This is a genomic window from Burkholderia sp. Bp8998 (assembly GCF_003854235.1).
Classification (GTDB): Bacteria; Pseudomonadota; Gammaproteobacteria; order Burkholderiales; family Burkholderiaceae; genus Burkholderia.
Genome location: NZ_QTQF01000004.1, coordinates 30,989 through 45,625, shown reverse-complemented (window position 1 = coordinate 45,625; position 14,637 = coordinate 30,989). Strand labels below are relative to the sequence as shown.

At 65.8% G+C, this 14,637-nt stretch carries 12 protein-coding genes; 3 read left to right on the top strand and 9 right to left on the bottom strand.

What is annotated here, in order from left to right; all coding sequences use genetic code 11:
* Positions 1-32 precede the first annotated feature (32 nt).
* The 4 genes from ubiE to DIE06_RS06525 all read right to left on the bottom strand — a co-directional run bounded on the left by ubiE (position 33) and on the right by DIE06_RS06525 (position 5,783).
* Complete coding sequence (gene ubiE, locus DIE06_RS06540; protein WP_044846838.1) at positions 33-764, bottom strand: bifunctional demethylmenaquinone methyltransferase/2-methoxy-6-polyprenyl-1,4-benzoquinol methylase UbiE; 732 nt, start codon at positions 762-764, stop codon at positions 33-35.
* 52 nt (positions 765-816) lie between these two features.
* A complete protein-coding gene (locus DIE06_RS06535) occupies positions 817-1,230 on the bottom strand; it encodes a gamma-butyrobetaine hydroxylase-like domain-containing protein (protein WP_124660698.1) in 414 nt (137 codons plus the stop codon).
* The gene (locus DIE06_RS06530) at positions 1,227-1,670 is read right to left on the bottom strand and encodes an HIT family protein (protein WP_124660697.1); all 444 of its coding nucleotides are present in this window, start codon (positions 1,668-1,670) and stop codon (positions 1,227-1,229) included. The genes DIE06_RS06535 and DIE06_RS06530 overlap by 4 nt, the downstream gene beginning before the upstream one ends.
* Positions 1,671-1,757: 87 nt before the next feature.
* Entirely contained in the window at positions 1,758-5,783 is a 4,026-nt protein-coding gene (locus tag DIE06_RS06525; protein ID WP_124660696.1) for a DUF3683 domain-containing protein, read from the bottom strand.
* Positions 5,784-6,357: 574 nt separating this feature from the next.
* Between DIE06_RS06525 and ilvA the strand changes: the two genes are divergently transcribed.
* On the top strand, positions 6,358-7,881 hold the full coding sequence (ilvA, locus tag DIE06_RS06515) for a threonine ammonia-lyase, biosynthetic (protein WP_124660695.1): 1,524 nt from the start codon (positions 6,358-6,360) through the stop codon (positions 7,879-7,881).
* 12 nt (positions 7,882-7,893) lie between these two features.
* Positions 7,894-8,718 (top strand): NADPH-dependent 7-cyano-7-deazaguanine reductase QueF, encoded by an 825-nt coding sequence (gene queF / locus DIE06_RS06510; protein WP_124660694.1) that lies wholly within the window; start codon positions 7,894-7,896, stop codon positions 8,716-8,718.
* Positions 8,719-8,784: 66 nt separating this feature from the next.
* Here the strand turns inward: queF and DIE06_RS06505 are convergent, their stop codons facing one another.
* From DIE06_RS06505 to DIE06_RS06485, 5 genes are all read right to left on the bottom strand, one after another.
* The gene (locus DIE06_RS06505) at positions 8,785-9,222 is read right to left on the bottom strand and encodes a hypothetical protein (RefSeq protein ID WP_124660693.1); all 438 of its coding nucleotides are present in this window, start codon (positions 9,220-9,222) and stop codon (positions 8,785-8,787) included.
* Positions 9,216-9,818, bottom strand: a complete 603-nt coding sequence (locus tag DIE06_RS06500) for a peptidoglycan recognition family protein (protein ID WP_260433545.1) — start codon at positions 9,816-9,818, stop codon at positions 9,216-9,218. Before DIE06_RS06500 ends, DIE06_RS06505 begins: the two co-directional genes overlap by 7 nt.
* Before the next feature lie 399 nt (positions 9,819-10,217).
* Entirely contained in the window at positions 10,218-10,604 is a 387-nt protein-coding gene (locus DIE06_RS06495) for a RidA family protein (RefSeq protein ID WP_006751946.1), read from the bottom strand.
* A gap of 123 nt (positions 10,605-10,727) precedes the next feature.
* Entirely contained in the window at positions 10,728-12,209 is a 1,482-nt protein-coding gene (locus tag DIE06_RS06490) for an amidohydrolase family protein (protein ID WP_124660692.1), read from the bottom strand.
* A gap of 2 nt (positions 12,210-12,211) precedes the next feature.
* Positions 12,212-13,150 (bottom strand): MurR/RpiR family transcriptional regulator, encoded by a 939-nt coding sequence (locus tag DIE06_RS06485; RefSeq protein WP_124660691.1) that lies wholly within the window; start codon positions 13,148-13,150, stop codon positions 12,212-12,214.
* A gap of 119 nt (positions 13,151-13,269) precedes the next feature.
* Between DIE06_RS06485 and DIE06_RS06480 the strand changes: the two genes are divergently transcribed.
* Entirely contained in the window at positions 13,270-14,550 is a 1,281-nt protein-coding gene (locus tag DIE06_RS06480) for an amino acid deaminase (protein WP_124660690.1), read from the top strand.
* Positions 14,551-14,637: the final 87 nt, after the last annotated feature.

Here is a 14,637-nt window from a genome sequence, read left to right as displayed (position 1 = left end):
CAGATGCAAGACGAATGTAGGGAAAGAACCCCTTAGTACTTGGTTCCTAGGTGTAAAGCTACCACGCCACCTGACAAATTGTAATATTTGACGGCGTCGAGGCCCGCTTGTTCCATCATCGTCTTCAGCGTGTCCTGATCGGGGTGCATCCGGATAGATTCAGCAAGATACCGGTAACTTTCAGCATCTTTCGCGAACTTGTCGCCAAGCCACGGTAATACTTTGAAAGAATACAGGTCGTACGCTTTCTTCAGCGGATCCCAGACTTTCGAGAATTCCAGCACCATCACGCGGCCGCCGGGCTTCGCGACACGGCGCATTTCGGCGAGCGCGGCGTCCTTGTGCGTCATGTTGCGCAGCCCGAACGCGACCGTGACCACATCGAAGTAGTTGTCCGGAAAGGGAATTTTCTCTGCGTCGCACAGGAGCGACGGCGTCACGATGCCCTTGTCGAGCAGCCGGTCGCGACCGACGCGCAGCATCGATTCGTTGATGTCGGTGTGCCAGACCTCGCCCGTCGGGCCGGCCGCCTTCGCGAACGCCTTGGTCAGGTCGCCAGTGCCGGCCGCGATGTCGAGCACCTTGAAACCGGGGCGCACGTTCGCCTGCGCGATCGTGAACGCCTTCCACGCGCGGTGCATGCCGGCCGACATCAGGTCGTTCATCAGATCGTAGTTGCTCGCGACCGAATGGAACACGCCCGCCACCTTCTTCGCTTTTTCGGTTTCCTCGACGCTTTCGAAGCCGAAGTGGGTTTTGCTCATCGCGTTGATCCTCAGTAAATGGCAAGACGGCGCCGAGCGGGCGCCGTCGATTTCAGTGGCAGTGGCCGTGCGGCGCGGAGGCCGCCTGCATCGGCGCGTCGCGCTCGACGCCCGCCGCCTTCAGTTTGTCGAAATAATCGCGCCACAGCGCGTCCTGCTGCGTCGCCAGTTCGTACAGCAGATCCCACGAGTAGATGCCGGTCGAATGGCCGTCGGAAAACGTCGGCTGCAGCGCGTAGTTGCCCACGCCCTCGAGCGCGGTGATCGTCACCTCGCGCTTGCCCGTCTGCAGCGTCTCCTGGCCGGGCCCGTGGCCGCGCACCTCGGCAGACGGCGAATAGACGCGCATCAGCTCGAACGGAATCCGGTAATTCTCGCCGTTCGGGTACTGCAATTCGAGCACGCGCGACACCGCGTGCACGACGACACCGGACGGAATCGGCGTCGTGGAAGTCAAACCGCTCATGGCTGCCTCGAATCGGTCATGCGTTGAATTTCCTCGCGCACCGCATTGTGCAGCAGCGAGGCTTGCGCCGCGCGCGAGCGCAGCAGCGCCTCGGACACGCTGCGCTGGCGCGGCGCCCACACGGGCTGCGGGAAATGGGCATCGTTGGAAAAGCGCGGGATCACGTGCCAGTGCACGTGCGGCACCATGTTGCCGAGGCTCGCGAGATTCACCTTGTTCGGCTGCATCACGCGGCGCACGGCCCGCTCCACCGCGTAGACCACGCGCATCAGGTGTGCCCGCTCGGGCTCGCCGAGATCGGAGAACTCGGCCACGTGCGTGCCCCAGATCACCCGGCAGAAGCCCGGGTAGTCGTGCTCGCCCGTCGCGAGCACGACGCGCAGCGCGTCGTCCTGCCAGAGCACCTCGCCGCCGTCTTCACGGCAAAACACGCATTCCATCGTCGCTCCCAAGTGGACGGGCGCCGGCGCTGATGCGCCGGCGCCCGCTCTCATCCCTAGCCCTGCCGGGCGGTCGTCATGCCCGCATTAGACCAGCACGCGCTCGATCCCGCCATTGTTCGCGTGCGCGACATAGTCGGCCATCCAGTTCTCGCCTAGCACCTGGCGCGCGATCTCGACCACGATGTAGTCGGCCTCGAGGTTCGCGTCCTCGTTGTAGCGCGACAGGCCCTGCAGGCACGACGGACAGCTCGTCAGGATCTTCACGTCCGGGCCGTTCGCGGACGCGGCAGTCGGCGCCGGCACATCGCCGGCCACGACCGGGATGCTGCGCAGCTTCGCGGCGCCCTTGCGGATTTCCTCTTCCTTGCGGAAGCGGACCTGCGTGGACACGTCCGGGCGCGTGACCGCGAGCGTGCCCGATTCACCGCAGCAGCGCTCGTTCTTCTCGATCTTGTAGCCGTCCTTTTCCGCGCCCATCAGCTCGTTGACGAGCTTCACCGGGTCCATCGTCTTGATCGGCGTGTGGCACGGGTCGTGATACATGTAGCGCGTGCCCGTCACGCCGTCGAGCTTCATCCCCTTCTCGAGCAGGAACTCGTGAATGTCGATGATCCGGCAGCCCGGGAAGATCTTGTCGAATTCGTAGCCCGCGAGCTGGTCGTAGCAGGTGCCGCACGACACGACCACCGTCTTGATGTCGAGGTAGTTCAGCGTGTTCGCGACCCGGTGGAACAGCACCCGGTTGTCGGTGACGATCTTCTCGGCCTTGTCGTACTGGCCCGAGCCGCGCTGCGGATAGCCGCAGCACAGGTAGCCCGGCGGCAGCACGGTCTGCACGCCGGCTTCCCACAGCATCGCCTGCGTCGCGAGGCCGACCTGCGAGAACAGGCGCTCGGAGCCGCAGCCCGGGAAGTAGAACACCGCTTCCGAATCGACGGTCGTCGACTTCGGGTTGCGGATGATCGGCACGATCTTGTTGTCCTCGATGTCGAGCAGCGCGCGCGCCGTCTTCTTCGGCAGGTTGCCCGGCATCTTCTTGTTGACGAAGTGGATCACCTGCTCGACGACAGGCGGCTTGCCGACCGTCGCCGGCGGGTGCTGGGTCTGCTTCGTCACGACCTTCTTCAGCATGTCGTTCGCGAAGCGCTGCACCTTGTAGCCGACGCCCATCATCACGCTGCGCGCGGCGTTGATCGTCTGCGGATTGGTCGCGTTCAGGAAGAACATGCCCGCCGCATTGCCGGCATTGAACTTCTTCTTGCCCATCTTGCGCAACAGGTTGCGCATGTTCATCGTGACGTCGCCGAAGTCGATCTTCACCGGGCACGGCGTCGCGCACTTGTGGCACACCGTGCAGTGGTCGGCCACGTCATTGAACTCGTCCCAGTGCTTGATCGACACGCCGCGGCGCGTCTGTTCCTCGTACAGGAACGCCTCGACCAGCAGCGAGGTCGCTAGGATCTTGTTGCGCGGGCTGTACAGCAGGTTCGCGCGCGGCACGTGGGTCGCGCACACCGGCTTGCACTTGCCGCAGCGCAGGCAGTCCTTCACCGAATCGGCGATCGCGCCGATGTCGGACTGCTGCATGATCAGCGACTCGTAGCCCATCAGCCCGAAGCTCGGCGTGTACGCGTTGCGCAGGTCGGCGCCGTCGAGCAGCTTGCCCTTGTTGAAGCGGCCGTTCGGGTCGACGCGCTGCTTGTACGCGCGGAATTCGGCGATCTCGTCGTCGGTCAGGAACTCGAGCTTCGTGATGCCGATCCCGTGTTCGCCGGAGATCACGCCGTCGAGCGAGCGCGCGAGCGTCATGATGCGCGCGACCGCCGCATGCGCGTCCTGCAGCATCTCGTAGTTGTCGGAGTTGACCGGGATGTTGGTGTGGACGTTGCCGTCACCCGCGTGCATGTGCAGCGCGACGAACACGCGGCCGCGCAGCACCTGCTTGTGGATCGCCTGCGCTTCGTCGAGGATCTGCTTGAACGCGCCGCCGTTGAAGATCGCGCGCAGTTCCGCGCGGATCTCCTGCTTCCACGAAATGCGGACCGTGCGGTCCTGCGTGACGTGGAACACGGTCGCGCCCGGCTGCTCGTCCGCGCGATCGGCGAACTTCTCGGCGAGTGCCTCGTAGCCGAGCTGCACGAGGTAGTGCTGCGCCTCGCGCAGCGGCTGGTCGAGCCGGTCGCGCACGAATTCCCAACGCGCACGCACGCGCTTGAGCAGTTCGAGCGCCTGCTGGACACGATCCTCGAGCAGTTCGGCGCTCGGGATCTCGTTCGCGTCGTCGGTCTTGCCGAGCGGCAGGTTGCCCGCGCGGAAGAACGCTTCGAGCGCGTCGACCAGCTGCAGCTTGTTCTTCAGCGACAGCTCGATGTTGATCCGCTCGATGCCGTCGGTGTACTCGCCCATCCGGTTCAGCGGGATGACGACGTCCTCGTTGATCTTGAACGCGTTGGTGTGCTTCGCGATCGCGGCCGTGCGGCTGCGGTCGAGCCAGAAGCGCTTGCGCGCCTCCGCGCTGATCGCGACGAAGCCTTCGCCGCTCTTGCCGTTCGCCATCCGGATCACTTCGGACGTCGCGTGCGCGACCGCATCGGCGTCATCGCCGACGATGTCGCCGATCAGCACCATCTTGGGGAATGCGTTGCGCTTGCTCTTGGTCGCATAGCCGACCGCGCGCAGGTAGCGCTCGTCGAGGTGCTCGAGGCCCGCGAGGATCGCGCCGCCCTGCTTCGACGTCTCGAACAGGTAGTCCTTGATCTCGACGATGCTCGGGATCGCCTCGCGCGCCTGGCCGAAGAATTCGAGACAGACGGTGCGCGTGTGCGCGGGCATCTTGTGCAGCACCCAGCGCGCGGACGTGATCAGCCCGTCGCAGCCTTCCTTCTGCACGCCCGGCAGGCCGGCGAGGAACTTGTCGGTCACGTCCTTGCCGAGCCCTTCCTTGCGGAACCGGCGGCCTTCGATCTCGAGCATCTCGGTCTTCAGCAGCTTCTCGCCCGGCGCATACGCGCCGTCGAACCACTTCAGCTCGAAGCGCGCGACCGCGATATCGTGAATCTTGCCCTGGTTGTGCTCGTGGCGCGTGACTTCGAGCCAGTTGCCGTCCGGGTCGACCATCCGCCACCAGGCCAGGTTGTCGAGCGCGGTGCCCCACAGCACGGCCTTCTTGCCGCCGGCGTTCATCGCGACGTTGCCGCCGATGCACGATGCGTCGAGCGAGGTCGGATCGACCGCGAACACGTAGCCGGCCGCTTCCGCGGCTTCCGTCACGCGGCGCGTGACGACGCCCGCGCCGGAGAAGATCGTCGGCACCTTGTGCGCGACGCCCGGCAGTTCGGTGAGCTCGACCGCGCCGAGCTGTTCGAGCTTCTCGGTGTTGATCACCGCGGAGAACGGCGTGAGCGGCACCGCGCCGCCCGTGTAGCCGGTGCCGCCGCCGCGCGGGATCACGGTCAGGCCGAGCTCGAAGCACGCCTTGATCAGCGCCGCGATCTCGGCTTCGGTATCGGGGGTCAGCACGACGAACGGGTATTCGACGCGCCAGTCGGTCGCGTCGGTCACGTGCGACACGCGCGACAGCCCGTCGAAGCGGATGTTGTCCTTCTGCGTGCAGCGGCCGAGCGCCTTGGTCGCGCGGCGGCGCAGGTCGGCCATCTTGTCGAATTCGTCGGCGAACTCGTCGACCGCGCGCTGCGCGGCGGCCTCGAGCATCTCGACGCGTCCGGCGCGTTCCCGGCCCGCGTCGTCGTGGTGCGCGGTCAGGTCGGCACGGCGGCGCTTGCCGATCTCGGTCAGGCGGTGGTTCAGCGCCTCGATCAGGAGCGCGCGGCGCTTCGGGTTGTCGAGCAGGTCGTCCTGCAGGTACGGGTTGCGGCGCACGACCCAGATGTCGCCGAGCACTTCATACAGCATCCGTGCCGAGCGGCCCGTGCGGCGTTCCGCGCGCAGCTCGTCGAGCACCGACCACGCTTCCGCGCCGAGCAGGCGGATCACGATCTCGCGGTCGGAGAAGGACGTGTAGTTATAGGGAATCTCGCGCAGTCGGGGCGCGGGGTCGGCGGCGACGGCGGCGGCCGCGCCATGCGGATCGAAAACTTGTGGTGCGTTCATGTTCGGACGACTCGGAGGGCCGATACACCGTGCACGGGCGTCGGCAAGCGCGTGGGCGCAATCTTGGGGAAATCTGTTCTGGTGCCAGGCGCGCGACTATCTCGCATGGGGCCGGAGCGGGTCTGGACTCACCGTTCCTGGCCGGCAGGGCCTGGCGGCACTCGGGGCCATCAGCACGATCGCGCGCGGCGCGCATGCCGCTCCGCCGCGGGGCTGGCAGCACGCGGCGACGGCTTCAACGGGGCGATCCGAGGGTGCCTCTGCATCTTCCGATCCTTGATTCAAAACGGAATTCTAACTCATGATCGACCCATGCGTGGCACGCCGGACAGGTCGTGGGGCTATCGCGGCAACCCGCACCAGGCTTGGTTCGGCGCGATTTTGCGCCGGCATTCGCCATCCGTCCGGTCGGTAACCACGCGGTTAAACCGGTAAAAAGGACGCTTCACGTGGCAAACACGCCCGCCGGCGCGGTTCCGCGACCGTGTGCCCGGCATGCCGCTTGCATGCGGACGGACCCTTGGCGCTATCATTGATCCTTTACCGTCTGCTTCCGCACTGCACGCGAGCGCCCATGGCATCCCACGATTACCTGAAGAAAATCCTCACCGCGCGCGTCTACGACGTCGCGCTCGAGACGGAACTCGAACCCGCCCGCAACCTGTCGGCCCGGCTGCGCAACCCCGTTTACCTGAAGCGCGAGGACAACCAGCCGGTGTTCTCCTTCAAGCTGCGCGGCGCGTACAACAAGATGGCGCACATTCCCACCGACGCGCTCGCGCGCGGCGTGATCACGGCGTCGGCGGGTAACCACGCGCAGGGCGTCGCGTTCTCGGCGGCCCGGATGGGCGTCAAGGCCGTGATCGTCGTGCCCGTCACGACGCCGCAGGTGAAGGTCGACGCGGTGCGCGCGCACGGCGGCCCGAGCGTCGAGGTGATCCAGGCGGGCGAGTCGTACAGCGATGCGTACGCGCACGCCGTGAAGGTGCAGGCGGAACGCGACCTCACGTTCGTCCACCCGTTCGACGATCCGTACGTGATCGCCGGACAGGGCACGATCGCGATGGAAATCCTGCGCCAGCACCAGGGCCCGATTCACGCGATCTTCGTGCCGATCGGCGGCGGCGGGCTCGCGGCCGGCGTGGCTGCCTACGTCAAGGCGGTGCGGCCCGAGATCAAGGTGTTCGGCGTGCAGGCCGAGGATTCGTGCGCGATGGCGCAGTCGCTGCAGAAAGGCGAACGCGTCGAGCTGGCCGAGGTCGGCCTGTTCGCGGACGGCACCGCGGTGAAGCTCGTCGGCGAGGAAACCTTCCGGCTGTGCCGCGAATTCCTCGACGGTGTCGTGACGGTCGACACCGACGCGCTGTGCGCGGCGATCAAGGACGTGTTCCAGGATACGCGCAGTGTGCTCGAGCCGTCCGGCGCGCTCGCGGTCGCGGGCGCGAAATGCTATGCGGAACGCGAAGGCATCGAGAACCAGACGCTCGTCGCGGTCACGTCGGGCGCCAACATGAACTTCGACCGGATGCGCTTCGTGGCCGAACGCGCGGAAGTCGGCGAGGCACGCGAAGCCGTGTTCGCGGTCACGATCCCGGAGGAGCGCGGCAGCTTCAAACGCTTCTGTTCGCTCGTCGGCGACCGCAACGTGACCGAGTTCAATTACCGGATCGCCGATGCGCAGTCCGCGCACATCTTCGTCGGCGTGCAGATCAAGCGGCGCGGCGAGTCGGCGGAGATCGCCGCGAACTTCGAGTCGCACGGCTTCAAGACCGTCGACCTGACGCACGACGAGTTGTCGAAGGAACATATCCGCTACATGGTGGGCGGCCGCTCGCCGCTCGCGCTCGACGAACGCCTGTTCCGCTTCGAATTCCCGGAACGGCCGGGCGCGCTGATGAAGTTCCTGTCGTCGATGGCGCCGGACTGGAACATCAGCCTGTTCCACTACCGCAACCAGGGCGCGGACTACAGCTCGATCCTCGTCGGGCTGCAGGTGCCGCAGGCCGATCGCGCCGAGTTCGAACGCTTCCTCGCGGCGCTCGGCTATCCGTATGTCGAAGAGAGCGCCAATCCGGCTTACCGCCTCTTCCTGTCGTAAAGGCTTCGTGCAATGAATCCCGAACATTCCCCGCTCGGCAAGGCGACCGTCTACGCCGCGCAGTACGACGCGTCGCTGCTGTTCCCGATCCCGCGCGCCGGGGCGCGCGAGCAGCTCGGCATCACGTCGGCGCTGCCGTTCTTCGGCACCGACATCTGGAACGCGTACGAGCTGTCGTGGCTCAACGCGCGCGGCAAGCCGCAGCTCGCGGTCGCGACGTTCTTCGTGCCGGCCGAATCGCCGAACATCGTCGAATCGAAGTCGTTCAAGCTGTACCTCGGCTCGTTCGCGCAATCGAAGTTCGACTCGATCGATGCGGTGCGGGACGCGCTGAAGCGCGACGTGTCGGCCGCGTGCGGCGCGAGCGTGTCGGTGCAGCTCGTGTCGCCGCACGATTTCGGCAAGCTCGAGATGGAAGAACTCGACGGGCTGTCGCTCGACCGGCTCGACCTCGATACCGACGTGTACGAACCGGATCCGTCGCTGCTGTCGGCCGCCGAGGACGAAGCGCCGGTCGAGGAAACGCTCGTGTCCGACCTGCTGCGCTCGAACTGCCCGGTCACCGGCCAGCCCGACTGGGGCAGCGTGCAGATCCACTACGTCGGGCCGCAGATCGACCATGCGGGCCTGCTGCGCTACATCATTTCGTTCCGCAATCACACGGGCTTTCACGAGCAGTGCGTCGAGCGGATCTTCCTCGACATCCTGCATGCGTGCAAACCGGTGAAGCTCGCGGTGTATGCGCGGTATACGCGCCGCGGCGGGCTTGACATCAACCCGTTCCGCACGAACTACAACCAGCCGATGCCGGATAACGCGCGGACGGCGCGGCAGTAAATGAGTGTGTTGGCGGGGCATCTTGCGGTCCGCCAACCCTGCCTGCTTGCGGAAGGGCGCGTCTCTCTAATTCGGCGCGAACACGGCGGCCCGGCACTTCGGACAATACAGGTAGATTGTTCGACCATCGTGCGTGGAAATGAAGCCTCGCCTTGCCTGGTCTATCCTCCATTTCGCCGCGCCACCATCCGCGAAACGTGCTTTGCCTTCGGCATAGCAATTCGCGGCGTCCAGATCATGGCTGTACGCCCGTTCCGTTACGCGGCCCGCATGCTTGAAAAACGCGCTGACGTCCGCACGCCGAAGAACGAACGTACGACACATCTCCGCCGTTTCGTCCCCGCTGATGTCAGCCGACCACGCACCGTTTCTGACGATTTCGACTGACTCCGGCACAACAGCGGGCACCGCGCCGCGAGGCGATACCCTATTGGACAGCGTGCCCGCAACCGCACCGTGGTTGAGCAAGAGCGCCAACATCAAAATTGCGATCCGAATCACCATTCCACCCTCGCCGCCTCCGTCCGGTTCTTCCGCGATACTACCGGGTGACGAAAAACCTCTGTCATCGGAACACGTAGCGTTACCGAAAGGGCGTGGATGAGCCATCGTAACGAGTCATTTTGAGCGTCGGGCGCAGCGACGTAGATTCGTCGATCGGGGTTGGGCTCATTGAGCGGTAGAGCTTCCCCGACCAATTCCACGCCAATGCTGTCTGTATTGGAAGGGTAACGGTCCGGGACTATCTTACGCATCTCGCGCTGGTTTTCGCCGCGCGGGTCAAAACGGCGAAGTTGCTGCAGTTCGACCGGCGTGCAACGCATTTCGGCTACACAGCGCGCCTTGATTCGACCAACATGCCAAGTCTGCTTCTTCAAAGATGCCGTCTGATAAATCGTTCCATCTTTTTCAATCAGAAAATGCGCGCCAGTAGCAGACGCATTCTGATAACTGTTGAGAGCAGAAGCCGCAGTTGAACCACCCGTTTGATGGACGACGATCCCACTAACCCTCTTCATCGCACCGCGCTCGATTTGAATTTTTCTGGTCCGCACTACGCGCGGAGTCACAACCATTCCACTGGAATCAATCGACAGCACCCAATACCCTCCCGTTTGATTACGGCATATCGCCTCGAGTTTTGCGCCTATCGGTTAGTCCCTCTGATCTGACAAAGAACTCGATCTCGTTCCAACGCACGCTTTCCATCAAAACACTTTGCCCTCTGGTTTGAAAAGGCGGTTGTACCAGGCGAATCGCACCATACATCCGCGGCTCGCTGTCACAGCCCGCTCAGACGGGTGTGTCACTTTGAGACCCGTTAGAAAAACTTCGTCACACAATGCAAAGTTCCGGTGCCGCTCACACCGACTTCAACCGAGTTGTATTTGAACGCCCTCCGTCCATGCGCTCGCCTTCGCATCGACTTCGTCAAATGCAAAAAGCCGGTGCATACCAATGCACCGGCCCTGTGTCGTACAGTTTTTGCCCTTGCCGCCTTACTTCGCCGGCGCCTTGTAAGCGATGCAGTCGACCTCGACCTTGCAGTCGATGACCATGCTCGACTGCACGCACGCGCGTGCCGGCGGATGCTCGCCGAAGTACGACACGAACACCTTGTTGAACGACGCGAAATCGCGCGCGTCGTCGAGCCACACGCCGCAGCGCACGACGTGTTCGAGGCCGTAGCCGGCTTCCTTCAGGATCGCGATCACGTTCTCGATCGTCTGCTTCGACTGCGTGACGATCCCGCCCTCGACGACCTCGCCGTTGACCATCGGCGTCTGGCCCGACACGTACAGCCAGCCGTCGGCCTCGACCGCGCGTGCAAACGGCATCACCTGGCCGCCGGTACCCTTCGCTTCGCCCACACCATATCGCTTCATCGTTTCACTCCTTGTTGGTCGACCGGCATCGGTGCATCAGCACCCGCGCCAGTCCCATGCAACGCACGGTTGCGGATGCGCGCGCCTGCATGGCGCACGCGGCAAATCGGATCGGGACCGCGTTCAGAACGCGGCGTCGGCACTCGCCGGCACGCGCTCGCCGCGCGCGACGAAACCGCCGGCGCGCTCGCCGGTCGGCTGGCCGTTCTCATAGGTCAGCACGCCGTTCACCCACACCGCGTCGATCCCGTGCGCGGGCTGCTGCGGCTTCTCGAACGTCGCGGCATCGATCACGCGCGCCGGATCGAACAGCACGAGATCCGCGTGGTAGCCGACGTGCACTTCGCCGCGCCGCGCGATCCCGTAACGGCGCGCGGACAACGACGTCATCTTGCGGATCGCCTCCTCGAGCGGCAGCAGGTTCGTGTCGCGCACGTAATGGCCGAGCACGCGCGGGAACGCGCCCCACAGCCGCGGGTGCGGCAGCGGATCGTTCGGCAGGCCGTCCGAGCCGACCATCGTCGCCGGGTGCGACAGGATCCGCCGCACGTCGTCCTCGGACATGTTGTGATATACGGCGCCGGCCGGGCGGATCCGCTGCGCGGCCTCCTGCTCGGTCACGCCCCAGTCGGCCGCGATCGCCTTCAGCAGCTTGCCGGCGACTTCCGGATGCGGCTCCGACCACGTGATCGTGATGTCGATGTCGCCCGTCACCTGCTTCAGGTCGAGCGTCGACGAACTGCGGCTGTACGGATAGCAGTCGCAGCCGACCGGCTGGTAGCGGCGCGCGCCTTCGAGCGACGCGAGCACCTCGGTGCTGCGCCCCCAGTTCGACGGGCCCGCGCACTTCAGGTGCGAGATCACGACCGGCACCTGCGCATGACGACCGACGCGGTAGGCCTCGTCCATCGCATCGAGGATCGCGTCGAACTCGGTGCGCATGTGCGTCGTGTACAGCGCGCCCGCATTCGCGAGCGGCTCGGCGAGCGCCATCACCTCCTCGGCCGGCGCCGCGAACGCGGAGCCGTACGCGAGGCCCGACGACAGCCCGAGCGCGCCGTTCGCGAGCGCCTCCTCGAGTTGCGTGCGCATCCCGGCGATTTCGCCGTCGGTCGCCGCGCGGTCAAGGCGGTCCATCTGATTGTTGCGCAGCGCGGTGTGTCCGACGAGCGCCGCGACGTTCACGGCCGGACGCGCGCCGTTGACGGCCGCGACATAGGCGGCGAAGGTCGGGTAGCGGAATGCGTCGCGATCACCGAGCAGGTTCATCGGATCGGGCGGATCGCCCGCGAGCGTCACCGGCGACGCGCTGATCCCGCAGTTGCCGACGATCACCGTCGTCACGCCCTGCGAGATCTTCGGCAGCATCTCCGGCGCGCGGATCACGTGCGTGTCGTCGTGCGTATGCACGTCGACGAAGCCGGGCGCGAGCGCGCGGCCGTTCGCATCGACGACGGTCTCGGCGAGCCAGTTCGACAGGTTGCCGATCGCCGCGATCACGCCGTTGCGGATCGCGACGTCGCGCGTGACGGGCGGCGCGCCGGTGCCGTCGTACAGCTGCGCGCCGACGATCAGCGTATCGGCGGCTTCGGGATGCGAATGCATGGTCAGTCTCCTACCGGTTGACGGTCTCCGCCGCCGCGGTGCGCATCGAGCGCATGCTTGATGCGACGCAGCGATTCTCGGCCCGCATCGCCGAGCCGCAACGCGACACCGGTGACGAGCACGTCGATCGCCATCATCATCGCGTAGCGCGATGTCGAAGGCTTGTAAATGAAATCGGTTTCGAACGCGACGACCGGGATCAGGTGGTCGGCGAGCTGCGCGAGCGGCGAAGCCGGCGCGGTGATCGCAATCAGCTTCGCGCCGTAGCGCTTCGCGAGGCGGCAGCTCTCGATCAGTTCGGGCACGCGCCCGCTCACCGACAGCGCGACGACCACGGCGTCGCGCGACAGCGTCGCGGACACCATCCGCTGCAGCAGGCTGTCCTGGTAGCTCGCGACCGGCCGGCCGAAGCGCACGAGCCGGAAGCGCAGTTCATCGGCGAGCGCGGTCGAGCCGCCGCCCTGCCCGTACACGTAGATCATCTTCGCGCCGGCGAGCAGGTCGGCCGCCGCGTCGAACGACGTGTTGCGCAGCAGCTGGTGGTTGTGCGCGAGGGCCACGCGGATCTCGTCGTAGACGACCGATGCCGGGCTCGCGTCCTCCTCGGCATGCTCGTCGGACGGCACGAGAAAGCGCTGCCCGACAGCCGCCGCCTGCGCGACGAGCACCTTCAGTTCGCGCACGTCGCGGCAGCCGACGGCCTTCGCGAAGCGCGTGACCGTCGCGACGCTGACCTCCGCGTCGCGCGCGAGCGCGCCGATGCTCGCGTGTGCAGCGCGCGCGAGATCGGCGAGGATGAATGCCGCGACCTTGCGCTCGGCGTCGCGCAGCTCGGGCGCGCATTCGGCGATCCGCGCGACGATGTCGAGGACCGGCTGGGCAACAACCGGAGCCGGTTGCTCGGCGGCGAACGTAGCGGACGGAGCGGCGGGCGTATTCATCTGCTGAAAAGGGTGTGGCGCTTTATGTTACTAAATAACATCACCGCGCCGATGCTACTTTCTGTACCATCTGCATGTCAACTTTAGTGCAATGCATAGTGATGATGGAGCGGGATGACATGAAAGTTACAAACTATCAGGAACCGACAATCAATCCGTTGGGCAAGGGCCTCGGCAACCTGCCGAGCGCGAGCGTGCCGCTCGACGACGCAGGCCGCCTCGAGTGGAACCTGCTCGCGGAAGATGTCAGCCTGCCGGCCGCCGTGCTGTACGCGGATCGCATCGAACACAATCTGAACTGGATGCAGGCGTTCGTCCAGCAGTACGGCGTGAAGTTCGCGCCGCACGGCAAGACGACGATGGCGCCGCAGCTGTTTCGCCGCCAGCTCGACGCCGGCGCATGGGGCATCACGCTCGCGACCGCGCACCAGACGCAGGCCGCGTATCACGGCGGCGTGCGGCGCGTGCTGCTCGCGAACCAGCTGGTCGGCCGCCAGAACATGACGATCATCGCCCAGCTGCTGTCCGATCCCGAGTTCGAATTCTTCTGCCTCGTCGATTCGGCCGACAGCGTCGACCAGCTCGGCCGCTTCTTCGGCGATGCGAAGAAGACGCTGAACGTGCTGCTCGAACTCGGCGTGCCGGGCGGCCGCGCGGGCGTGCGCGATGCCGCGCAGCGCACCGCCGTGCTCGACGCGATCGCGCGCTATCCGGACACGCTGAAGCTGGCCGGCATCGAACTCTACGAAGGCGTGCTGAAGGAGGAAGGCGAGATTCGCACGTTCCTGCGGGACGCGGTCGCGCTCACGCGCGAGCTGGCGGAAGCCGGCCGTTTCGCGCGCACGCCGGCGATCCTGTCGGGCGCCGGCTCGGCGTGGTACGACGTGGTCGCGGAGGAATTCGCGAAGGCGTCCGACGCCGGTTTCGCGGAAGTCGTGCTGCGCCCGGGCTGCTACCTGACGCACGACGTCGGCATCTACAAGAAAGCCCAGACCGACGTGTTCGCGCGCAACCCGATCGCCCGCAGGATGGGCGAAGGGCTGCTGCCTGCACTGCAGCTGTGGGCATACGTGCAGTCGGTGCCGGAAGCCGACCGCGCGATCATCGCGCTCGGCAAGCGCGACGCGGCGTTCGACGCGGGCCTGCCCGAGCCGGCGCGCCACTTCCGACCGGGTCGCGACAGCGCGCCGCGCGACGTCGCCGCGAGCGAAGGCTGGGCCGTCACCGGGATGATGGACCAGCACGCGTACCTGCAGATCCCGCCGGGCGCGGACGTGAAGGTCGGCGACATGGTCGCGTTCGACATCTCGCACCCGTGCCTGACGTTCGACAAGTGGCGCCAGCTGCTCGTCCTCGATCCGCAATTCCGCGTGACGGAAGTCGTCGAAACCTTCTTCTGACGCACCGCGCGCCGCTCCGCCGCCGCGCGGGGCGGCCCGTCACGCGCGCTTCAATCTGCCGGAGTACACTGCGCTTTCGTCCTCGGG

Coding starts and splice junctions, on each gene's coding strand:
- ubiE (WP_044846838.1), bottom strand. CDS start 764: ATGAGCAAAACCCACTTCGGCTTCGAAAGCGTCGAGGAAACCGAAAAA.
- DIE06_RS06535 (WP_124660698.1), bottom strand. CDS start 1,230: ATGAGCGGTTTGACTTCCACGACGCCGATTCCGTCCGGTGTCGTCGTG.
- DIE06_RS06530 (WP_124660697.1), bottom strand. CDS start 1,670: ATGGAATGCGTGTTTTGCCGTGAAGACGGCGGCGAGGTGCTCTGGCAG.
- DIE06_RS06525 (WP_124660696.1), bottom strand. CDS start 5,783: ATGAACGCACCACAAGTTTTCGATCCGCATGGCGCGGCCGCCGCCGTC.
- ilvA (WP_124660695.1), top strand. CDS start 6,358: ATGGCATCCCACGATTACCTGAAGAAAATCCTCACCGCGCGCGTCTAC.
- queF (WP_124660694.1), top strand. CDS start 7,894: ATGAATCCCGAACATTCCCCGCTCGGCAAGGCGACCGTCTACGCCGCG.
- DIE06_RS06505 (WP_124660693.1), bottom strand. CDS start 9,222: ATGGTGATTCGGATCGCAATTTTGATGTTGGCGCTCTTGCTCAACCAC.
- DIE06_RS06495 (WP_006751946.1), bottom strand. CDS start 10,604: ATGAAGCGATATGGTGTGGGCGAAGCGAAGGGTACCGGCGGCCAGGTG.
- DIE06_RS06490 (WP_124660692.1), bottom strand. CDS start 12,209: ATGCATTCGCATCCCGAAGCCGCCGATACGCTGATCGTCGGCGCGCAG.
- DIE06_RS06485 (WP_124660691.1), bottom strand. CDS start 13,150: ATGAATACGCCCGCCGCTCCGTCCGCTACGTTCGCCGCCGAGCAACCG.
- DIE06_RS06480 (WP_124660690.1), top strand. CDS start 13,270: ATGAAAGTTACAAACTATCAGGAACCGACAATCAATCCGTTGGGCAAG.